Origin of the sequence: Xylanibacter muris, from assembly GCF_013166605.1 — a bacterium.
Lineage (GTDB): Bacteria > Bacteroidota > Bacteroidia > Bacteroidales > Bacteroidaceae > Prevotella > Prevotella muris.
The window spans coordinates 175,270-198,893 of the sequence record NZ_JABKKF010000005.1 but is presented as its reverse complement, the minus strand read 5'-3'; the positions used below and the strand labels follow the sequence as shown (position 1 = coordinate 198,893).

16 protein-coding genes are annotated in these 23,624 nt (G+C 44.2%); 10 read left to right on the top strand and 6 right to left on the bottom strand.

Annotated features, from left to right (window positions below; genetic code table 11):
* The first annotated feature begins 2 nt into the window (after positions 1-2).
* The 9 genes from HPS56_RS07210 to HPS56_RS07170 all read left to right on the top strand — a co-directional run bounded on the left by HPS56_RS07210 (position 3) and on the right by HPS56_RS07170 (position 11,275).
* Positions 3-968 (top strand): TPM domain-containing protein, encoded by a 966-nt coding sequence (locus HPS56_RS07210; RefSeq protein ID WP_172275487.1) that lies wholly within the window; start codon positions 3-5, stop codon positions 966-968.
* 123 nt (positions 969-1,091) lie between these two features.
* On the top strand, positions 1,092-2,360 hold the full coding sequence (gene purD, locus HPS56_RS07205) for a phosphoribosylamine--glycine ligase (RefSeq protein ID WP_172275486.1): 1,269 nt from the start codon (positions 1,092-1,094) through the stop codon (positions 2,358-2,360).
* Between the two features lie 12 nt (positions 2,361-2,372).
* Positions 2,373-3,299 (top strand): hypothetical protein, encoded by a 927-nt coding sequence (locus HPS56_RS07200; RefSeq protein ID WP_172275485.1) that lies wholly within the window; start codon positions 2,373-2,375, stop codon positions 3,297-3,299.
* 34 nt (positions 3,300-3,333) lie between these two features.
* Positions 3,334-3,795 carry a YqaA family protein gene (locus tag HPS56_RS07195; protein ID WP_172275484.1) on the top strand — a complete coding sequence of 154 codons (462 nt, stop codon included), beginning with the start codon at positions 3,334-3,336 and terminating at the stop codon, positions 3,793-3,795.
* 168 nt (positions 3,796-3,963) lie between these two features.
* The gene (locus HPS56_RS07190) at positions 3,964-7,344 is read left to right on the top strand and encodes a glycosyltransferase family 117 protein (RefSeq protein WP_172275483.1); all 3,381 of its coding nucleotides are present in this window, start codon (positions 3,964-3,966) and stop codon (positions 7,342-7,344) included.
* Positions 7,345-7,472: 128 nt separating this feature from the next.
* Positions 7,473-8,084: a polysaccharide deacetylase family protein gene (locus tag HPS56_RS07185; RefSeq protein ID WP_172275482.1), complete on the top strand. Its 612-nt coding sequence runs from the start codon at positions 7,473-7,475 to the stop codon at positions 8,082-8,084.
* A gap of 48 nt (positions 8,085-8,132) precedes the next feature.
* Positions 8,133-9,089, top strand: coding sequence for a tRNA epoxyqueuosine(34) reductase QueG (queG, locus tag HPS56_RS07180; protein WP_172275481.1), 957 nt, complete (start codon positions 8,133-8,135; stop codon positions 9,087-9,089).
* Positions 9,090-9,201: 112 nt separating this feature from the next.
* Positions 9,202-9,954 (top strand): hypothetical protein, encoded by a 753-nt coding sequence (locus HPS56_RS07175; RefSeq protein WP_172275480.1) that lies wholly within the window; start codon positions 9,202-9,204, stop codon positions 9,952-9,954.
* Between the two features lie 37 nt (positions 9,955-9,991).
* Positions 9,992-11,275: an acetylxylan esterase gene (locus HPS56_RS07170; protein ID WP_172275479.1), complete on the top strand. Its 1,284-nt coding sequence runs from the start codon at positions 9,992-9,994 to the stop codon at positions 11,273-11,275.
* A 220-nt stretch (positions 11,276-11,495) separates the two neighbouring features.
* Here HPS56_RS07170 and HPS56_RS07165 read toward each other — a convergent pair whose 3' ends face one another.
* The gene (locus HPS56_RS07165; protein ID WP_172275478.1) at positions 11,496-12,449 is read right to left on the bottom strand and encodes an NAD-dependent epimerase/dehydratase family protein; all 954 of its coding nucleotides are present in this window, start codon (positions 12,447-12,449) and stop codon (positions 11,496-11,498) included.
* Positions 12,450-12,619: 170 nt separating this feature from the next.
* Here HPS56_RS07165 and kbl point away from each other — a divergent pair, with 170 nt between their 5' ends.
* On the top strand, positions 12,620-13,810 hold the full coding sequence (kbl, locus tag HPS56_RS07160) for a glycine C-acetyltransferase (RefSeq protein WP_172275477.1): 1,191 nt from the start codon (positions 12,620-12,622) through the stop codon (positions 13,808-13,810).
* A 204-nt stretch (positions 13,811-14,014) separates the two neighbouring features.
* On the opposite strand, the gene HPS56_RS07155 is transcribed toward kbl, so the two are convergent.
* The 5 genes from HPS56_RS07155 to HPS56_RS07135 all read right to left on the bottom strand — a co-directional run bounded on the left by HPS56_RS07155 (position 14,015) and on the right by HPS56_RS07135 (position 23,616).
* Positions 14,015-17,653: a choice-of-anchor J domain-containing protein gene (locus tag HPS56_RS07155; protein ID WP_172275476.1), complete on the bottom strand. Its 3,639-nt coding sequence runs from the start codon at positions 17,651-17,653 to the stop codon at positions 14,015-14,017.
* Between the two features lie 62 nt (positions 17,654-17,715).
* Positions 17,716-19,866, bottom strand: coding sequence for an NIDO-like domain-containing protein (locus HPS56_RS07150; protein WP_172275475.1), 2,151 nt, complete (start codon positions 19,864-19,866; stop codon positions 17,716-17,718).
* A 202-nt stretch (positions 19,867-20,068) separates the two neighbouring features.
* Positions 20,069-21,343 carry an ABC transporter permease gene (locus HPS56_RS07145; protein WP_172275474.1) on the bottom strand — a complete coding sequence of 425 codons (1,275 nt, stop codon included), beginning with the start codon at positions 21,341-21,343 and terminating at the stop codon, positions 20,069-20,071.
* Between the two features lie 16 nt (positions 21,344-21,359).
* Positions 21,360-22,538: an ABC transporter permease gene (locus HPS56_RS07140; RefSeq protein WP_172275473.1), complete on the bottom strand. Its 1,179-nt coding sequence runs from the start codon at positions 22,536-22,538 to the stop codon at positions 21,360-21,362.
* An 88-nt stretch (positions 22,539-22,626) separates the two neighbouring features.
* Positions 22,627-23,616: an HlyD family secretion protein gene (locus tag HPS56_RS07135; RefSeq protein WP_172275472.1), complete on the bottom strand. Its 990-nt coding sequence runs from the start codon at positions 23,614-23,616 to the stop codon at positions 22,627-22,629.
* Positions 23,617-23,624 lie beyond the last annotated feature (8 nt).

The following is a 23,624-nucleotide window of genomic DNA, read 5'->3' as shown; positions in this document are numbered from 1 at the left end:
AAATGACAAGAGTATTAAAGGTTTGGATAATGCTGACGGCAGTGCTGATGTCGCCGTATGTGTGCCTCGGAGGTGAAAAGGCAACACATACGGACGGCAACAGTGCGGCATATAGTGTGAAAACGGTACCGAATGTACACATTATGAACAGCCGGCACTACGTGTCAGACCCTGCAAACCTTCTGACTTCACAGACAAAAGACTCGATAAACACAATATTCGCAAAGCTCGAAAAGGCCACGGGCATAGAAACAGCCGTGGTCATGCTTCCTTCCATAGGTGACAGTGACGTGTTTGAATTCGGCCATTCCCTCTTCCGGTATTGGGGAATAGGAAAAAAGGGAAAGGACAACGGACTGCTGGTCATATATGTGGCAGACATCCATAAGATAAGATTCATAACTGGATACGGATTGGAGGGCGTTCTTACAGATGCAATATGCAAACGCATACAGACAAGATACATGATTCCCGCATTCAGACAAGGTGACACCGATGCGGGAATCATGAGAGGAACCGCTGCAATATACCGGGTTTTGGAAGATTCAATGAATCCCGACCAAAAAAGCGAGACAGGCATCAGCCCTATAATCAGCTTCATAATTCTCGCATCTATAATCTTACTTTCGATTGTACTTTTCAAATACCACTACCGCCGCAGCCATACGTGCCGCCATTGTGGAAAAAGCAGCCTAAGGACAATGTCGCGTGATTATTACACAGACAGGAGAGGGCACCGCATACAGAAAGAAATCCTCATTTGCGACAACTGTGGGAAAATAACGGTGAGGAACAAAGACATCGGAGGACCTCACGACAATAGCGGCCCTACCGCCGGAAACATACTCAACGCCCTATTTCTAAGCTCATTACTCAGTGGAGGACGCGGACACGGAGGAGGCGGATTCAGCGGAGGAAGCTTCGGAGGCGGAGACTCCGGTGGAGGTGGCGCCGGCTCAGACTGGTGACACCGCGATTATCAAATGAATTAAAAAACCATAATTATTAAGCTTTGCAAAGTATGTATAACCATAAGTGCAATGGAAAATATTAACTTTGCACAACATAAACGAAACAACATCAATTAAGAAATGAAGATATTACTGTTAGGCAGCGGCGGGCGCGAGCATGCCCTTGCATGGAAGATAGCACAGAGCGAAAAGGTTGAGAAACTCTTTATTGCCCCCGGCAATGCAGGCACGGCAAACTGCGGTGAAAACGTGCCAATAGGTGTAAACGAGTTCGAAAAACTTAAAAGTTTTGTGACAGAAAACAGCATCGACATGGTTGTCGTAGGTCCGGAAGACCCATTGGTGAACGGCATTTATGACGAGTTCAAAAACGATATACGCACAAAAGACATACCGGTGATAGGCCCGTCAAAGGCAGGCGCGACACTGGAAGGCTCGAAGGATTTTGCTAAAGGATTCATGCAACGCCACAATATCCCCACAGCAAGATACAAGACTTTCGACGGCAATACGCTCGAGGAAGGACTGGATTTCCTTGAAACACTCAAGGCGCCATACGTGCTGAAAGCAGACGGTCTGTGTGCAGGCAAGGGGGTTCTGATACTCCCCACTCTTGATGAGGCAAAGAAAGAACTTAAAGAAATGCTTGGAGGAATGTTCGGCAACGCATCGGCACAGGTTGTCATCGAAGAATTCCTGTCAGGCATAGAATGCTCGGTGTTCGTTCTCACTGACGGTAAAAACTATAAAATTCTTCCTGAGGCAAAAGACTACAAGCGTATCGGAGAACACGATACGGGCCTGAACACCGGTGGAATGGGAAGCGTAACCCCTGTACCGTTTGCGACAAAAGAATGGATGCGGAAAGTTGAAGACAGAATCATACGCCCTACGGTTGAAGGACTGGCGGAAGAAAACATTGAATATAAAGGTTTCATTTTCTTCGGCCTTATAAATGTCGGTGACGAGCCTATGGTAATAGAATACAACTGCCGCATGGGAGACCCCGAGACAGAAAGCGTGATGCTGAGACTGAAAAGCGACATCGTTGACCTGTTCGAGGGTGTGGCCAAAGGTGATTTGGACAAACGTACAATAGAATTTGACGAACGTGCGGCTGTATGCGTAATGCTGGTAAGCGGAGGATATCCCCGGGAATACAAGAAGGGCTATCCCATCAAAGGCATTGAGAACGTAGAGGGAAGCATCGTTTTTCATTCCGGCACATCCGTAAAGGACGGTGAGATCGTGACAAGCGGGGGCCGGGTAATAGCCGTAAGCTCATACGGCAGGGACAAGGCAGAAGCCTTACAGAAATCATTTGAAGAGGCTCAGAAGATTGAGTTCACCGACAAATACTTCAGAAGAGACATCGGACAAGACCTATAGTTCCACATAGTTATGATCAAACGCTTACAGAACATTGTTTCTGAGAGCAGGCTCACACTGCCGGCGGTGGCTGTTTTCGCCACGGCAGTGTGGCTTGCAGGCGGACTGATTTCACAGAATCTGTGGTTTCAGTTCGCCTGTTTTGCCATGTCTGCATTTCTTATGATGGAACTGAACAACAGATACTCCCTCATAAGAATTTACTCAAGAATGATATCATGCTCATTCATTGTCCTATCATGTACATATCCACAGGGATTCACATCCATAAACGAGACGATATCAACCATTTGTATCATAGCCATGTACATTTGGCTGTTCCGGACATATCTTGACAGACGGTCGCCCGGACTTGCCTTCTATTCTTTTTTATGCATAGGAACAGCAAGCGTTTTCTATGTGCATATACTGTTCCTTGTGCCGGTTATCTGGACGATAATGATTTTCTTCCTAAGTTCGGTAAGTTGGAAAAACATTGCCGCCTCCGTCATTGGACTAATCCTGCCGTACTGGTGTATGTCCGCATATCTTATATATGACAATCAGCCGTATTTCTTTATAGAACACTTTTCGCAATTAGGAGCATTCGGAAATATTGCAGACTACAGTATGCTAAGCACCCGACAGATTATTGTGGCTGTATTCGTAATTATACTGATGATAACAGGAAGCATCCACTACAACCGCACAAGAATGGATGACAAGATAAAGACAAGAATGCTTTATAACTGCTTTATCACAACCGATATCGCCGCAACAGTGTTTCTTATCCTGCAACCACAGCATTATGACATGCTTATAAGAATCATCATTGTAAACACAAGTCCACTGACAGGACATTTCCTTTCACTCACACGCACACGAATAACCGGGCTCACATTTTATGCTATCGTGATATGCGCCTTTACACTCACAGTCTTGAATCTGTGGATATCGTGACAGTATCACCATAACGGTAAAAAGAACATTGATCATGGATACATTCATAGAATTACTCATCGAATACGGCTATGGCGGAATGCTTATCGCAGCATTCCTTGCCGGAAGCGCCTTTCCATTCAGCAGCGAGGCCGTGATGGTTGGCCTGCGCGCGGCAGGGCTTGAGCCATGGGGGCTTATCGTATACGGCACAATAGGAAACGTTGCCGGCGGAATGCTCAACTATTACATCGGCAGGATGGGTAAGCTCGAATGGATAGAGAAATATCTGAAGGTAAAGAAAGAGAAACTCGACCGTGCCGTAAGGTTCATGTCCGGCAAAGGGGCGTGGATGGGCCTGCTTTCAGTACTGCCTATAATAGGCACAGCCGTGACAGTGGCATTGGGACTTATGAGGACCAATGTTTTCATCACATTCACAAGCGTCACCATAGGCAAGTTCACAAGATATTTACTTTTAATGTATGGTACCGATTATATAATAGGAATGTTTTAACATATAGCTGACAGCATTTTCCAATTATGCTTTCAGGTTAAATGTTTTTAAAAAGCACACATATACAGCTATTTATATTAACTTTGCAGGATAAACCTGCATAATCGTACCCTGATTACACAAATTACCGGAATAATATAAACAATAAATTAATTATAATTCTAAAGAATGAAACAGTTTAGACTTGTGGACAACACATTAGGCTGGATAACATTCCTTATCGCAGCTTTCGTGTATTGTTCTACTATCGAGCCGACAGCCAGTTTTTGGGACTGTCCGGAGTTTATCACCACAGGATACAAGTTGGAAATAGGCCATCCGCCGGGCGCACCGCTTTTCATGCTTACGGCAAACCTGTTCTCACAGTTTGCAAGCGATCCTTCGGATGTGGCACGGATGGTAAACACAATGAGCGCGCTGCTCTCCGCAGTGACCATAATGTTCCTGTTCTGGTCTATTTCCCATCTTGCAAGAAAGCTTCTGATAAGAAACTGGAATGAGCTTACCATGGCCAAGACAATCGCCATCGAGGCATCGGCTTTAGTGGGAGCGCTTATATATACATTCAGCGATACATTCTGGTTCAGTGCCGTGGAGGGTGAGGTCTATGCCTATTCCTCTGCATTTACAGCCATTGTATTCTGGCTTATACTGAAGTGGGAAGACCATGCCGACGAACCTCACAGCGACAGATGGCTTGTCCTGATAATGTATATGACCGGACTTTCCATTGGTGTACACTTGCTTAACCTTCTTTGCGTTCCGGCCATCGTACTTGTATACTACTACAAGAAATTCCCGCACAAGAATCCCGCCTCAGACCTTAAAGGTTCCCTCGCGGCATTGGCAATATCAATGGTCATTCTCGGTGCCGTGCTATATGGCGTGGTTCCAGGAATAGTACGCGTAGGAGGATGGTTTGAACTGTTCTTCGTAAACACACTCGGATGTCCTTTCAATACAGGTGAGATTATTTACATCGCATTGCTTATTGCCTGCATAATATGGGCTATCTATGAAACATACCATAACAACAACGAGAAACGCGGCAGCATCGCATTCCTATGCTCAATAGCAATGCTCGGCATTCCGTTCTACGGACACGGATGGAGCTCTATCGTAATCGGCATAATCGTACTGGCACTGCTGTGGATGATTCTGAAATACAAGAGGAAAGGACAGCCGCTTGTAAGCGCACGCGTGAAGAACACCTCGCTTCTTTGCATGCTGATGCTTATGATAGGCTACTCAAGCTATACAGTGACAGTAATACGCTCATCGGCCAACCCTCCGATGGACCAGAACTCACCGGAAGACATATTCACTCTTGGAGAATATCTAAGCCGCGAACAATACGGCAGCCGGCCTCTGTTCTACGGACAGGCATACACATCACAGATCGCCCTTGAAAGAAAGGGAGACATGTGCATCCCTGTAAGAAGCGAAGGAGCACCCGTATATCAAAGAAAAGAAAAGGCATCGGAAAACGAGAAAGACTCATACTTCGTTGTACGGACAAAGGACGATTACAAATATGCACAGAATATGCTGTTCCCACGTATGTACAGTTCCACACATACCCAGGCATACGAGAGTTGGATGGGAGGCGTTGACGGCAGCAGCGTGCCATACGACAGATGCGGAGAGTTGGTATCGGTGAAAGTGCCTTCCCAAATTGAGAACCTACGCTTCTTCCTGTCATACCAATGCAACTTCATGTACTGGAGATACTTCATGTGGAACTTCGCAGGACGCCAGAACGATATCCAGGGGCACGGAGAACTTGAGCACGGAAACTGGATTACAGGCATTCCTTTCTTTGACAACTGGCGTCTTGGCGACCAAAGCAAGCTTCCTGACGATCTGAAAGAGAACAAAGGCCACAATGTATTCTACTGTCTGCCTCTGCTGCTCGGACTCATAGGTCTCTTCTGGCAATCGTTGCGCAAGGGTCCAAACGGCATACGCCAATTCTGGGTCGTATTCTTCCTGTTCTTCATGACAGGACTTGCCATCGTCATATATCTCAACCAGACACCGCTTCAACCGCGTGAACGCGACTATGCATACGCAGGTTCCTTCTATGCATTTGCAATATGGTGCGGACTTGGCGTGGCAGCCATTATCGAGGAGATATACCGCAAGGTAAAGAAGCATGAGAGCCTTATTGCCGGTGTGACAGGCGCAATATGTCTGCTTGTGCCTATACAGATGGCATCACAGACATGGGACGACCACGACCGCAGCGGACGTTACACATGCCGCGACTTCGGACAAAACTATCTGATGTCTCTCCAGCAGGAGAACAATCCGATTATATTCACAAACGGCGACAACGACACATTCCCCTTGTGGTATAATCAGGACGTGGAAGGTGTGCGCACAGATGCACGTGTATGCAACCTAAGCTACCTGCAGACAGACTGGTACATAGACCAGATGAAACGTCCGGCTTACGACTCTCCTTCCGTACCGATAAAGTGGAACAGGCTACAGTATTGCGCCGGAACGAACGAGTATGTGGAAGTAGAGCCTTCCATGAAACACTCAATAGAGAATCTCTACCAGACTTATCCTGAGGAAGCAAAGGCTATGTTCGGTGACAATCCGTTTGAGTTGAAGAATATTATCAAATACTGGGTACTCAACGAAGTAACACCGGAACAACGGGAAATAATGAAACTCATCACAGGAAGCCAAAACGGCAATATCCATGTCATACCTACCGATACAGTATATGTGACTATCGACAAGGAGGCTGTGAGAAAGAGCGGAATGATGATGGCAGCTGACTCTATCCCGGACCGCATGGTAATATCACTGAAAGGAAAGAACGCTCTATATAAAGGAGATCTCATGATGCTTGAGATGATATCGCAGAGCAACTGGACACGCCCTATTTATGTCGCACTGACTGTAGGTGAGGACAACTATATGAACCTGGGAGACAACTTTGTGCAGGAAGGACTTGTAAACCGCATCACTCCTTTCACGACAAACGCACCCGGTGCAAAGAACTTCGACACAAAACGCACATACGACAATCTGATGCACAAGTTTAAGTTTGGAGGACTCAGCACGAAAGGTATATACATCGATGAGACCGTAATGAGAATGTGCTACACCCACAAACGTATATTCGTACAACTGGCGATGGAACTTATGAACGAGGGACAGGACAAAAAAGCCCTTGAGGTTCTTGACTATATGGAAAAGCAGATTCCGGAATATAACGTTCCAATAGACTACATAGGCGGCTCATGTGATCAGGCACGGATATACACTGCACTGAATAAAAAAGACAAGGCGCGTGATATCCTGGAGAAACTATGGAATAAGTCAAACCAGTATATCGACTGGTATCTCAGCCTCGACGGCACCAGATTTGCCGGTTCACAATCCGACTGTCTGAGACATTTCTATATTATGCAACAGGTGTCGATGATTGCTATGCAAATCGACAAAAACTGGGGAGAAAAACTCGCAGGACAGCTTAATATCAAGATGGATCAATATCATGGTAAGGGCGGTCAGTTCCCAGGACAATAAACATATATAATTATAGACAGACCGTAGGACAGACGGGCGGCTGCGACAACAAGCACAGCCCGGCCTGTCCCCGGATTAAAAACATTAGGCTATCATGAAATAGCACTGTTCTTTCAACAACAGACTATATGATTATAGAACAACCGGCAATATGGCTAAGGTGGCTGTATCCAAGAGCCACATGGAGAATGGACAAACACGAAAAAGCTGTTTACCTTACCTTCGATGACGGTCCCATACCACAGGCAACCCCTTTTATTCTGGAAACACTCGCTAAGTTCAACATCCATGCAACATTCTTCATGGTGGGTGACAATGTGAGAAAGTATCCTGATATATATGAAAATGTGCTGAAAGCCGGACATAGGATCGGAAACCATACATATAACCACATGGGCGGTTTCAGACATACGGTGAAAACCTACAACGAAAATGCGGAAAAGGCAAACAAGCTGCTGCATACAAACCTGTTCAGACCTCCACACGGATGGATGCGCATCGACCAATATCTATGGCTTGGACGTAAATACAGAATAGTAATGTGGGATCTTGTCACACGCGACTATTCCAAATGGATGACTGCAGAAGATGTACTTAACAACGTAAAGAAATATACACGTAACGGCTCTATAATAACATTTCATGATTCGCTGAAAAGCATTGACAAGCTTCATTACGCATTGCCGGAAGCAATAAAATGGCTGAAAGAACAGGGATATGAGTTCAAGGTCTTTGAATAAAAGGAAATACCGACACCTACAGACGGAAAGAACGTGGATTTTAAACCTATGACAGACAAAGAGACTCTCACATCAAATATTAAAGCCGAGGCTGCAAACCTCGGCTTTTTTGCATGCGGAATAGCCCATGCGGAACCTGTAGACAGACAGACAGCCGACAAGTTCATGAAATGGATTGAGTTGAAAGGACACGCCTCTATGGCATACATGGCCAATCATACAGACAAGCGATTAAATCCGACACTGCTTATGCCGGAAGCAAAAAGCATAATATGTGTGGCTATGAACTATACGCCGCATGAGATGATGGACATAAAGGAATACCGTTTGGCGGCATACGCATACGGAAAGGATTACCATGACATCATGAAGGACAAACTAAGAAAACTGGCAACGACAATACCTTCAGACAACATAAAGATATGCTGCGATACCGCTCCTATATTGGAAAAATATTGGGCAATGAAGGCCGGAATAGGATGGATTGGAAAAAATCATCTGCTCACCATCCCCCATGCAGGAAACATGTTTTTCCTTGGAGAGATAATAACCGACATTGAAATGATATACGACAGTCCGGGCACCAACAGATGCGGCACATGCCGGGCGTGCCTCGATGCCTGCCCGACAAAGGCATTGCATGACTGTGACGAAAAACGTATAGGGAATGACAATGCGGAAAACATCTTCCGTGCGGAGACCTGTCTGTCATATCAGACTATTGAAAACCGCGGAGCCTTGTCTGAAAAAGCAGAAAGAGGTATGGGAAACTATATATACGGATGCGACAGATGCCTTACGGCATGTCCTTGGAATACATTCGCCAAACCATGCACAGAACCTCGACTCCAACCGTCACATGAACTGATGAACATGAAGAAAGCACAATGGCACGATTTATCCGTTGACAGATACCGCAGACTTTTTAAGGGAAGCGCAGTGAAACGCGCAAAGTATGACGGACTGATGAGAAATATCATTGCCGTAAAAAACAGGCAGGAATAACACAGCCATACAGTTGCCCTTCCAAATATCAGGACACATTATATTTATTTTAGCTCTTACATGTCGCTTTTTTTGCGTAATTTTGCATCACACACCAGGCAATCAATAATTCATGAATAATAGGAATACAGAAACAACAATACATACGACCGACAGGCATACCGTGCTGGCCGCACTTGTAAGGGGCTTCTTTCTCGGATTTACCGAAGGCATTATAAGCAGCAATGACGACAGGGAGACAGCAAAGCCACAGAGAATAAAACAAATCATGCTAAACCACTATGAGGAAATAGCAGGCGAGTTTCATGCAAACATGTTCATACCAATAGCAAACATAAACTACAGTTATGAGGAAATAATAGAGAAAGTAAGCGCCAACGGCAATGACTTCAGTTCACTCATGAGGATTGCATGCAAGACAGAAAGCCTGTATAAGGCAATGGTTGACGAATACAAAATGAACTTTCAATGTCTTCTTGAAGGAAGAATCATGCCTGCACGCGAATATATCTCCGCATATACAAGAGATAACGAAAGCAATGATTCTGCAATAGCCACCGACCTTGCTGTAGACATCGTAACAGGCGCAACGGCAAGAAGCTATATATGCGGACTGAAAAAGAATGCGACAGGCAACGTATCCATAAACCAACCCAGGCTCTATCGCATAGTAATGGATGTCATAAACGTATTGCTCAACGGCTGCAATGAACATGAAGAACTTCCGGATGATACAGACGGGATATTCAGGATAATGATAAAGGCATGCCGTACGCGCCGCAACATGAACGTAATGCTTGAATCAATAAACAATACTTACAGGCAACTTATCGAAGAAGAAGATATCAGCATCAGGAAACCGTAAAAAACTAATTAGAAACAAATATAAACACTAAAACAAAATGAGAAGAATCATTCTATTATTGGGTATTGCCTTAACGGCAATACAGGCTTCGGCACAATTCTCGAAACCCAGAAGACAGTATGTGGAATATATTGTCAGCACAAACAACCCAAGCAGGAATTATGAACTGAACGAGAATGCCAGCCTGAAGATAGAGGCATACAAAGGGGGTATTCCGCTCAATGGAGTAAAGGTATACTACAAGACAGGCGATGAAATGATGACTCCTGAAAAAAATGATTCCGCGGTATTCAACAATGGAGTTGCCACAATAAACCTCGGAACAAGAAAAGAGCCGGGCTTCAAGGCATGCGACCTAAAATTCACCGTATACGACAAGACATACAAGGATCTGGTAAAAGTCGGATTCGCACCGGAAAAGATAAAGCCTTTCACCGCCATGCCGGAGGACTTTGACAAATTCTGGAACAAAGCCATTAAAGAAGTTGAGAAGATAGACCTAACACCGGAAATCACCCCGTTGCCGTCATACTCGACAAAGAACGTAGACGTATTTCTTGTAAAACTGACAGTAGGCAAGAACGGACGCAACATGTATGGCTATCTGAGCAAGCCAAAAGACGGAAAGAAACATCCGGTTTTGTTTGAACCACCCGGAGCAGGAGCAAAAAAAATCACACCAACAACATACTACAGCGAGAACGGATTCATACACTTCAAAATAAACATCCACAGCGGATGTAATTCGGAACTAAGCGATGACATGTTTGAAACTGCACGCAAGATTGCAGACAACTACAACCGTAACGGTATAGAAAACAAAGAACAATTCTACTACAAAGACGTATATGCAGGATGTTCGCGCTGCGTGGATTTCCTTTGCACACTGCCAGAATGGGACGGAAAGAACGTTGGAGTGACAGGCGGAAGCCAGGGCGGTGCATTGACTATAATCACAGCAGCACTGAACAAAAAGGTTACTTTCTGCGCACCATTCTACCCTGCCCTGTGCGACCTCAACGGATTCCAGCACAACCGTGCAGGCGGATGGCCGAAGTATTTCCAAAAGGGAAATGAAAAGCAAGGGGCAGAGCATACACTCGAATATTATGACGTAGTCAACTTCGCACGCCGACTGACATGTCCTATATTCTTTTCCTTCGGATATAACGACGACACATGCTCGCCAACATCCACATACGGAACATACAACGAGATAAAATCCCCAAAAACACTTTCCATCACCCCGACAAGCGGTCACTGGAGATTTCCTGAAACCAACGACGAGTCTGTGAAATGGATGCAGAAAATGGCAGAATAAGCGAATCCGTAGGAACTTCCTGCCATTGATTGGCACAGCATTTCGCGAAATGTGTGCTATTTATGTGCAAGAAACTACTAAAAGAAGAAAAGCCGTTGCAAGCATTATTGCAACGGCTTTTCTTCTTGTTATATCTTATGGAACTGTATAGGATAGAACCAGGTACATCCTGATTATAATCCGTTTTACTTCTCCAATGCATGTCTCTACAGTGTACGGCCTATTTATTGAAACGTTCTCTCAGCTTGACAATCATATCCTTGGTCATGCTGTCCAAGTCGAATTCCGGTTTCCATCCCCATTCTTCACGGGCACAGGTGTCGTCCAGTGAATTAGGCCATGATTCCGCGATAGCCTGGCGCAACGGGTCCACTTTATATTCCATCTGGAACATAGGAATATATTTCTTTATGCTGCTACAGATAATTTCCGGGTCGAAGCTCATAGAAGCGATATTGAACGAGTTGCGGTGAACCAACTTGTCGGGGTTTGCCTCCATAATTTCGATAGCTGCGCGCAATGCGTCAGGCATATACATCATGTCCATATAAGTATTCGCAGCGATAGGACACTCAAACTTTTCACCTTTCACAGCAGAATAGTATATATCTACAGCATAGTCGGTCGTTCCGCCACCAGGAGGTGTCACGTATGAAATCAATCCTGGAAAACGAACCGAACGGGTATCCACACCAAAGCGGATGTTGTAGTAGTCGCTCAGCAATTCACCGGAAACCTTTGTCACGCCATACATTGTTTTCGGGTCGCGGATAGTGTCTTGTGGAGTCTTGTCCTTTGGGGTCTTGTCACCAAACGCACCGATAGAACTCGGAGTGAACACGGCACATTTCTTTTCACGCGCCACTTCCAGTACATTGAACAATCCCCCCATGCCAATCTTCCAAGCCAACTGAGGTTTTGCTTCGGCCACAGCCGACAATAGAGCAGCCAAATTGTAAATGGTGTCGATGTTGTATTCAGATACCGTTTCAGCAATCTGCTGTGCGTTTGTAATATCCACAATAGCAGAAGGTCCGGATTCTTTCAACACTCCTTTAGGTTCTGCACCAGGGATATATCCGGCTACGATATTACCATTGTAAATATCTCTTAACTTCATAGTTAGTTCCGAGCCAATCTGGCCTGTGGAACCGATGATCAATACATTTTTCATCGTCTGTCACTTGCTTTAAGTTTCTTTTTGAAAGCAAAGGTAAACAGAAAACCGTTTATTTGAGTAATTTTCTCTAAAATTTTTAATGCTATATCAAAAAAAAATAAGAACTTTGTCAAGTAAAACAGATTTTTAATCTTATAGATATACCCTTAATAAAAAGAAAAGCTATGTATGGTAAAATGAAAGAGTTCCTTACAAAGGAATTGGCTGATATCAAAGCAGCCGGATTGTATAAAAACGAACGTATCATCACCTGTCCACAGCGTGCAGATATCAAGGTTAATGCCGGTGAAAGTGTGTTGAACTTCTGTGCCAACAACTATTTGGGATTGTCAAACAACCAACGTCTGATTGATGCAGCCAAGGCAGCCATGGACACTCACGGCTACGGTATGTCTTCTGTTCGTTTCATTTGCGGGACTCAGGATCTGCACAAACAGCTGGAAGCAACAATCTCCGATTATTTCAAGACAGAAGACACTATACTTTATGCAGCATGCTTCGATGCCAACGGTGGCTTGTTCGAACCTCTGTTGACAGAGGAAGACGCAATCATTTCAGATGCATTGAACCATGCGTCCATCATCGATGGTGTACGTTTATGCAAGGCAAAACGCTATCGCTACGCCAATGCAGACATGGCTGAGTTGGAACGCTGCCTGCAGGAAGCTCAGGCACAGCGCCACCGTATCATTGCTACTGACGGTGTGTTCTCCATGGACGGAAATGTTGCTCCTATGGATAAGATTTGTGAGTTGGCGGAGAAATACGATGCATTGGTTATGGTCGATGAGTCACACTCGGCCGGTGTGGTAGGCCCTACAGGCCATGGTGTAGCAGAACAGTTCGATATATACGACCGTGTGGATATCTTTACCGGTACGCTGGGCAAGGCCTTCGGTGGCGCCATGGGTGGATTCACCACAGGCAAGAAAGAAATAATCGACATTCTGCGTCAACGTTCCCGTCCTTACCTGTTCTCCAATTCTGTGGCTCCCGCCATTGTCGGTGCCAGCCTAGAAATGTTCAAGATGTTGAAGGAAAGCAACGACTTGCACACCAAGTTAATGGAAAATGTAACTTATTTCCGCGATAAGATGATGGCAGCCGGTTTCGATATAAAACCTACTCAGAGCGCAATCTGTGCAGTGATGCTATATGACGCGAAGTTATCTCAAGACTTTGCCGCAAAGATGCAGGCTGAAGGCATTTACGTTACAGGATTCTATTATCCGGTTGTTCCGAAAGGACAGGCGCGTATACGCGTACAGTTGTCAGCCGGTCACGAAAGAGAACACTTGGACAAGGCAATCTGCGCATTCATCAAAGTCGGTAAGGAACTTGGTGTGATTAAATAAGAGCATATATTTATACACTCTAATATACATGTCATAGAGACGCTTTGCCTTAAAAAACTCTGAGTTTTCTATAAACGGATCGAGGGTGTGTCGTAATTAAGTTTTACGGTGCATCCTCGCTATGTTTTGAAGATAAAAAATCAAAAGAGGTTGTGTCAGCGTTTTGACACAACCTCAATATTTTACAGACAAAGATTTATCGAATCACTTTACGACTTTCACCGTACGTCCGTTGGAAAGCCTTACGATATTAAGACCTTTGCGCTGAGCATTCATTTTCTGGCCTGCCAGATTGTAATTCTCCACACCTGCTGTATCTGTATCAACAACAGCATCCTCTATTCCATTCGCAAGATCCCATTCCAATGCGTTAGATATTGCATCACACCGTGCTGCATTAAGAACGTATCCGTTAGCCGCATCAATCAGCATACATACAATCTTGCAATTCTGCAGTGAAGTAATCGATTTGCCGGGAACTTCAAAAGAAACATTACCAGTTATTGTCTCACCGCCTCTGACAGAAGTGGGAATATATCCGTTCTCACCATAATAAGACTGACCCACGATTGCACGTGCGACATCCTTATAAGCATACCATACGGAACCACGGCCATACTTACCGCCAAGCCCCCAGTCTCCATAAATAGGATCCGTACGGCTTGCAAAATAATTACGCTGATTAGCATATAGATTATCCTCGACAACAACAGTAAGAATATTATAATTTACAGAATTCTTGTCAAGGGCAAACCTTACATCGACCGGCACAGTTATCTCATCCGTAGACGAATTATAGACAGCCTCGCCTGTCTCTATTTCAACATCTGTAAGTTTGTCTATCTCACTCTTCACATAGTCAGCAAACGTTACATCTCCGTCAACAGAGAAGAAAGACGGATTGCCTTCCTCATCTGAGTCCATATATGAAAGATAATTCTCAATACGGTTTACACGACCTGTAGGGAACGAGCGGAAACCAAGGAAATTCTCATACGCACCATAAGCATACGCATCGTCATTATGTATGCATACAGGTATCAACTGACCGGGGAACTGACTTTCAATATATTCCACAGCAAGTATACCTCCAGGACAATTTCCACACCATGCGCCGGTGCCTTCTTCAAGTACGACACGACGCTTGGGATTGAACGCAAGATTCTTAACCGAAGCATTTATCTCCTGTTCTTCCGTACCCATCTTCACCACTATAGTAAACTGCGTTTCCTGCCCTTTGGTCAACTTCAGTTTTTCAGGGAACGTAAATTCATAAACACTGCCCTCCTTCAAACCGATACCCTCAGCCTTATAAATTCCTATTTGGGTTCCGTCTACCGTCTTATATGTGGCCTCAATGGCATCGTATGATATGTTGTTGGTCACCATTACATATCCCTTGATTTCCACCTCTTCCTGTGAGACGACATTCTCCTGTGTCATGCTTCCGGCAACAAAGTTGCCTTTGTATATTACATTTACGTTATCAACAAACACTACACTTTGGTCTTCGTTTTCGTTGAGGAATGCTATATACACTTTCTTTCCTGCATATTCTGCAAGTGAAATGCTGTGGCTTTCCCATTCACCGGTAAGCGTAGCTTCATTTGCTCCCGGAGTCAGTATACCGTCAAATACCAGCTTTCCGTTTGCACGTATTGCATCAATGTGCTCTTTCAGCACAGTACCTTCTATAAGCTCATTGTTCTCCCATACATAAACTTTCAGTTTATCAGTCTTACCGGCCTTATATGACTGCGTCTGGAAATTCAGTCTGTAATATTCGTTTCCTATAGAAAGCTGTGGGGTTATCATCCAGTCGTTTGCCTTGCCGGCCGGAGAATACATGGAAGTAGATGCGGCACAATAATCATACTGTCCGTTGTCATGCACAGAGAAATTCCATGGCGTATTGTCTGCATCAAATCCCCATCCTACCATTTCTGAGGTCGGTGTGTTATGGTCACCCTCGTACATAAGCCATTTGCTCAGTGACGTTCCCGGATCATTGAAGTCATCAACAAACAGGAAGCTTGAACCCTGCTCGGGAGGTGTTACAACAAAAGCCCCATGATAATTGACAGTAATCTCATTACTGGGGCAGAACCCTACTATATCGGAAACAGCACCGGCAGGTATCTTCACCACATAGTCGGAACCTTTCATCAAACGACGCGTTGTAGGAGGATATACGTATAGTTTGTTTCCATCGGCAACAAGTACAAGACTGCTCAACGGCTGTTCCGAACCACTCTGGAAAAGAATGCCTGTGACTGCCTGAGCCACAGCAATCTTCGTGTCGAAAGTAATCATGACAGGATTGTTGTAGCTTAACTCTGTTATTACGCTTCCTTCCAACGGAGCTATGCGTGTTGGAGCTACCGGTCTGTCTGCACGTCCTTTATATACAGCCGTGATTTCATTATTTCTCATATTTCCATTTACGAAAATACCTGCAGGTATCTTAAGCACATACTCTTCATCTTCCGAAAAGGCTGTCTCAGGAAAATCAAGTATAAATATACGATTATCTTTTACAGACGCCGCACTTATGGAATTTGTGACTGCCAACTTTGTTTCACCTTTATAAATATATGCCTCGGCACCTTCAGCTACGGTGGCCTCACGCGTAAAAGATAAAGCGACCTGCCTTATTTTTGCGATACTGCTTCCTGACACAGGAGAAAGCTCATATTCCGCAAGAATATTAACACCTTGTGCGGCCTCAGAGAATGAAACAGGGAGAGTCAAGGCATAATTATCATCTTGTGGAGAAGGGAAAGCCACTATTGTCTTACCATCGTCACTCACCGCTACGGCAGTTCCCGTATACTCAACACCCATTGCCTTTGTAAAATCTATCGAATAGCGTTGTTTGAGTATCATTCCCAAATCAATATATTTTCCATCCACACGCACACTCATCGTACGCACAGGATTACCGTACGGAGTGGCACAGAACATCAAACCGTCATTTGCCACAGCTGAAACAAACTGGTCATTATCAGCTGTACTTTCATATATTTCAAACGTTTTTTTATTCACATCATAAAGGAAAGGAACAATAAGCTCCTCCGGCCATTCCGAACCTTCAACCTCACGCACTATATATGCATTACCACCCACAAAACTTCCGTTATTGCTCATCACAACATTATCAATGAATGACTCTGAGGTAAGATTCTGACCAAGCATCTCGTAAGTCTTTGTCCTGACATCATATACAAAATAACAGCATCCCCATCCCGGATGATTGGTTGACAATCCTCCGAGAACAATATTGCCGTCAGCCGAAACAGCAACAATATTCAATTCTGCATTTTCCTTACCGGATATATCGGTTGTAGGCAATCCTTCAAGAGTGATAAGATTTCCGTCTTTCCAATAGCATGACGTAAAATTAAAGGAGTTATTATAAATCATTCCGACCATTACCGAACCATCCGGAGTCATACTCGAAACTCTTCCGCCATATCCACGTGTGCCGGCCGGTAAAGGAAGTACCGTCCACTTTCCATCCTTAAAGTAAGCGGGAACATTGTTGTATGAACCTGCCACTATCTTACCGTCATCCGAAATATCATTCAAATGAATATTATCCCCTTCCGTTCCTTCAGAGAGTGTTACAATGGTTCCTGTAGCCAAGTCATAGACATCCACAGAACAGCCCCGCTCAACACCGTCATTGCCATCGTCATAAACAGCCCAACGGCCGTTGTCTGACATCCCGCAAATAGTACCGAATGGAATTTCAAGAGTTTTCAATACAGGAGATTCACTTTGGGCGGAAAGCCCTAATATGAAAATGAAACTCCATACAAATAATGCAATAGTTTTTTTCATTCTATCATTTTAAATTAAAATATAATCAACATTACTTCAATCTCCTTTCAAATACACAAAATTTATCTCACCACAATCTTCTTTCCGTTAACGATATAGACCCCAGATTGCAATAAGGCGCTTACAGGCAAATCAGCATGCACATTCAGTAAAACGACCTCACGTCCGTCAACAGAATAAACAGGAACTTTTGTATCTGACAGTGAAATAATCGTTATCACACCTTTATCGACATAAAGTTTTATATCATTATCCATATTAACATCAGAAACACCATTATCCCCGGATTTCTCTATTCTTATATTGCGTATATACATTGTCGTATAATCATCTGATGCAAAAGAAATACTTATTCTTCCTTTTTCGCCAACAGCAGGAATATCCACTTCCACTTTCTCAAAAGTACTGGAACCGGTCTCGTAACCGTCACTCGTAGCCGTCATTGTCCCTTCATACTTGTCAATTGTACAATAAGACAATTCTGTACCCGTTTCTCCGGCTTTAACATAAAGCCCATTACCTTCACCGAAAACTCCTGGCTTATTACCTCTTGGTTCGTCATTTACCAAAACAAATGTCTCAAGAGCATATTCGAAAGATAATTTCACAGGAGCATCCAAAGGCAATTCGGGAGTCGTGATCCTATTCTCTACAGCATTGTAAGATTTCCCCCAAAGCGCAAGCTCATTATCATACATACGCCTGATAGGACTGAATTTCATTGTAACATCCTCGCCTGAACATGAAGCAATCCAACCATAAGGCACAGCACCAAAAGGATATGACGAAATATCGGGAGCGTATGGTAATACGGCATGCGTAACGGTCCACGAATCAATACCTGATGAAGACACACTACCGTCCTTAAGTGTCCATGCCCTGAAGAAAACAAGGCTATTGTCTTTAATGTCTGACACCACGGCCTCATTACCGTCACCGACGAACACAACTTCTCCTCCCCCGGGAATAACATCACCCGCTTTCACAGTTGGGGCAGGATGGCCGAACTGTCCTGAATACTCACCATAATTTGAGGAATGCTGTGTGGTCTTTGCTATAATCACCGGATAGTCTGAAGTCCATCCTAACTTTACGGAATTTGTACCTCCCGGCTCTGCATTGAAAGCAGAAGGAGGGGCCTGAAGCGTTATATAATTATTCTCGTCTCTGTCGTCACATCCGTAGGCCGGGTATCCGTTCGCACTTATGGCACATATATAATAATCTGTAGCCGGTTTTATGTTTTCTATAACGGCTGAAGGATTGGCACCGTCACTGTAATACAATACAATCGAATTACCCATTTTTGAACCCACAGCAAATGTCTCACCGTCAACGGGCAGATCTGATGTCTCAAACGGAGTATTAGAATAAAGCAACACTGTGGCAGCCGCATCATCCGCACGCCTGCATGATATTTTCAGGTTTCCTTTTTCTTCCTTTACCATAAGATTCTCAGGAGCATCTTTTGGAGCTTTCTTATCGGAGACAGGAGATAATGAATAAACGACCGAATAATACTTGTCGTAATCATTATTGTCCCAATATATATATGACTTTCTGTTCAGGACATCTGTTTTGCGTGACGGAGACACTGCTACATCTTTGTCTATACCTGCACTGGTAAGTAAAATGACATCATCATTATCCCAACCTTTTATACCTGTAAAAAAGCCAAAACCGGAACCATAACAAGTCTCAACCTCTTGAAAGGCAAACTCTACTTTCCCGTTGCTTTCATAAAGACGTATTTGCAAGTTAAACTTTCCTTTGCCAGAAGTACCTCTTTCAATAAGCACCATACCGGCATACTGCACAGTAAATATTCGGTTTCCCTCATCACCTTCGGTCTTATAAGAAATATTGCCACCCTCAACACCATTCATTACAGGAAGCATCTGTACTTTGAATGCCTGCTGCGGATCCACTATATCATATCCAAAATATAAGACACCGGAGTTACCGATTACAACCTGATTGAACTTCTGCCCACCGAGAATAAAATCAAATCCTATATCAAATCCCGGCCCCGGCTCAGCCGCACCAAGTTCGGCCCCGTCAGCATAAATATATGTTCCGGAATATTCAAAACTTGAACTTACAGTTGTAGCCCCGATAAGTGCATTATATGCCACTGTGCCTTTTTCGTACTTGTATTGCGGCACATTCCCTGCCAGAACACAACCGGACAACGCCAGCATGACTACCAGCATGCCGGACTTTAAACCTGAAAGAAAATTTGTCATACTATCTATATGTCTAGTTATTTATTACCATAATAATATATTATAATTATCTGCAAATATAAGTAAAATATAGCATATAACAATAATATAAAAACCAAAAAACATTAAAAACCCATATCAAACCAAACTTATAACATGGGAAATATAATATGACGCAAATGACAAGAGACTATAAACGAACACGGGCACGTAACTTCCTGCGAATATTTCTCTTACGCCTTATATAGGCTAACCGCTGAAGGATATGGCTGCGCAAGCGCATTATCTGATATCTGAAAACAATGCATGCAAGGAAAAAGTATATTGCTGCCTGAATCCATAAAGCACGGTATTCCGGCATTACGTCAGACAACGTACCCCCCATTGAGTTTATACGAACAAAAGCGCGTACTCCATTAGTGGAAGGAAAAACATACGATATAGCCTGCCATACGCCCGAAATACTGCTTTGTGGCCATGAAACGCCGGAAAGAAACATAAGCGGTACTGATGTAAACACCACCAGAAGCATAACATTCTCACGATAACGAATAAGACATGAAAGCGTAAGACCGAAAAATATACATGAAAGGACATACGGGAACAGAACCGCAAACAAATCACCGGCTTGTCCCAATGCAGGAAAGTTGAAAATACGCGGAACCACAACAGACAGATATGCAGCTACAACAGAATAAATCATAAGATAGCACATTGACTTTCCCAATACTATACGGAATATCCCATGATAGTGACGGCTGACAGGTATAAGATCTGTAAAACGGTTGTTCTCACGAGCCGTTCCGGCAGAAAGTCCTATTCCAAGAAGAAGTGTCTGTTGTATTATCAGCATAAGGACAGCAGGAAGGATAAACGAACCATATCCCCCGGAAGGATTGAAAAGAGGTATCTCGTCAAAATCCAACGGTTGTGTGGAAATCTCATCCTCGCGATGTGTATAATTACCGGAAATGCTTATCTGTATCTTTTTCCCCATCTCCGTACTTACAGCCTGTGCCGTCTGGAACACAGCCTTATAGTTAAGCATAAGGCTCATATCACAATATACGGCTACAGTAGCCTGACGCATACTGTTGACATTCGTAGAGAAATCATGCGGAATCCTGTATATTCCACTTACCTCCTGACGTTCCATCATACGGCGTGCCTCCCTCATATCATTAACGTATGCCTTTATGAAAACATCAGGTGAGGCATCACACTGGCGTGCAAACTCACGGCTAAGAGCACTGTGAGATTCATCTACAACAGCAACGGGAACCTCATGAACCAACTCATTGTTATATATCCACGAATAAAGCAACGGATAAGCCAAAGGCACAAGAATCACAAACATGAGGACACCCTCGTCTTTGACGTTGAGTTTCATTTCCTGCCTCCATATATAACAGGCATCCGTCAGTCCCTGAATTACACGCTGCAAAAATCCATGTTTACCGTTCATTCGCATCTTTGGAATTTTATGGGATATATACATAGTTTAGCATTGCATTTTTTATCTTGCCAAGCAATATCACCGGCAATAACGTAAAAGCAAGCATCGATACAATATGCAACCACGCATCGGACACGGGATAGCCGTTGAATACCGTTACCTGATATGCCATGAAATAATGACGCAACGGGAACAACCAAGAAAGGGCCTGAAGCTCAGAATCCATCGATGATACAGGAAACGCCGAACCCACAATGGAAAAGCTCAGTACCGCCCACAACGAACAGATGCTCATTGACATACGCAATGAGGGGAACAGCCCGAAAACAAAGACCCCGAATCCTTGTGCGGGAAGAACCGTCATAAGTCCCAACAAAAGCATATCGGAAAAGCCTCCATGATGCGGAAACTGTAGCATACCAAACACATAATACATGTACCCCGATACTATTGCAAGAAATATAAGCGTCTGTGGAAGCAGCTTCCCTATGATGGCGACAACGATATCATTATCCGCAAGACGAAGCCAATGTCTTGACCGTCCGAACTTCAGTTCCGTACCTATGGAATATGCTGTTATAAGAAATATAAACAACATTATCACACCCGGCACAAGCATTGTACTGAGATAAATATTATAGTTTGTCCAAGGATTGGAGATCTGATGAAGATCAATCCGTATGGGCTGAAGAAAAGCCTGTATCTGACTTGACGTGAATCCACGCGCACTTAAGGTTGCCTTACCTACGGCAGCCGAACCCAGCGTACTTATTGTCTTCAAATCACGAAAGACAAGAGCTCCCGCTGTAAGAGACGTCATACTGTAATAAAAGGATATCTTCGGCCGGCGGCTTGCAAGCAAGTCCGAAGCCATACCTTCCGGAATATATAAAAACGCATATATCTCATTACGCTGTATGGCCTCACGTGCTTCTGCCACAGAAGCATATCTTCCGGTAATACGGGTGGTCTGAAACGCATCAAGATTGCGGATAAGGGAACGGGATGTTGAAGAATTATCCAAGTCAACCACACCGACCGGCATTTCCTGAGGTTGTCCGTCATCCATTAAAGATGTAAAAAACAACATCACGGAAACAGGAAATATTACCATACAGAACCAATAGACAGGATTCCTTAGCAATATGACACATTCCCTTCCGGCTATTGCCGCAATCCGGCGGATATGATTATTTATCTTCATCAACCAATGACTTTTCTTTATTACATACAGTGACATGCAAAATCATGCCGTTCCGATATAATTAAGACCAACAAGACACTACTTCCGTTCACCGGTCTTTTATTATCAAAGACATTCCGGGACGCAAACCTTCAACTCTCTCCACCGGACGGGCTTTCACCTCAAATGTCTTCAGGTCAAACTGTCCATTAGCTTTTGTAGCTCTCCATACGGCATAACTTCCTTCGTCCTTCATATAGTAAACCTTAAGCTTTACGTCCTTGTTGAAAGCCGGAACAAAAGCAACAAACTCGTCACCTACTTTCATTGAGTTCAACTGATCCTCACGTACATTGAATGTTCCCCACATATCATCCATAACTGAAATAGACATTATCGGAGAACCTGTACCTATAAGTTCACCTATCTTCGGATAGATTTCACTCACCTCACCTGCCGTCTGAGCAGTCTGAACCGTTTCGTTTATATAGGAATTAACCTCAGCCACCGCACCTTGCGCACGCCGTACCTGAGCTGCCGCTGCAAGCTTCTCCTCCCGACGGGCACCGTTTCTTGCCATATCATATTGACTCTGTGCGGCTTTCATCTGTGCCTCCATCGCCTTATAGTTAGCAAACGCCTCATCACGCTTTTGGGCTGTCATCACACCTTCGTCAAACAGACGCTGCACACGATTATATGACTTCGTTGCTATTTCCAAACCGGCTTTTGCCTGCTGAAGCACTTCGTATGCCCCACGCACCTGTTCACGGCGGGCACCGTTCCTCGCCATCTCATCCATTGCAGCAGCCGCACTCTCTGCACCTTGTGCCTGAGTCATCTTTGCCCTTACATCAGGAGCATCAAGGATGACAAGGGTATCACCTACCCTGACATAGTCACCCTCCTTAACACGAAGTTCAAGAACACGTCCGGGAACCTTGCTCGACACTCTATATTCCGTGACCTCCACCTGACCTTGGATTATCTCCGGTTCACGTCCAAAAGCGAAAAAGCCTATCATTGCCACGATTATCACAACTGCCGTAAATCCTATTACGGCAAGCAATATGTTATTATGTTGAGTTTTTGCAGACATAAAAATAA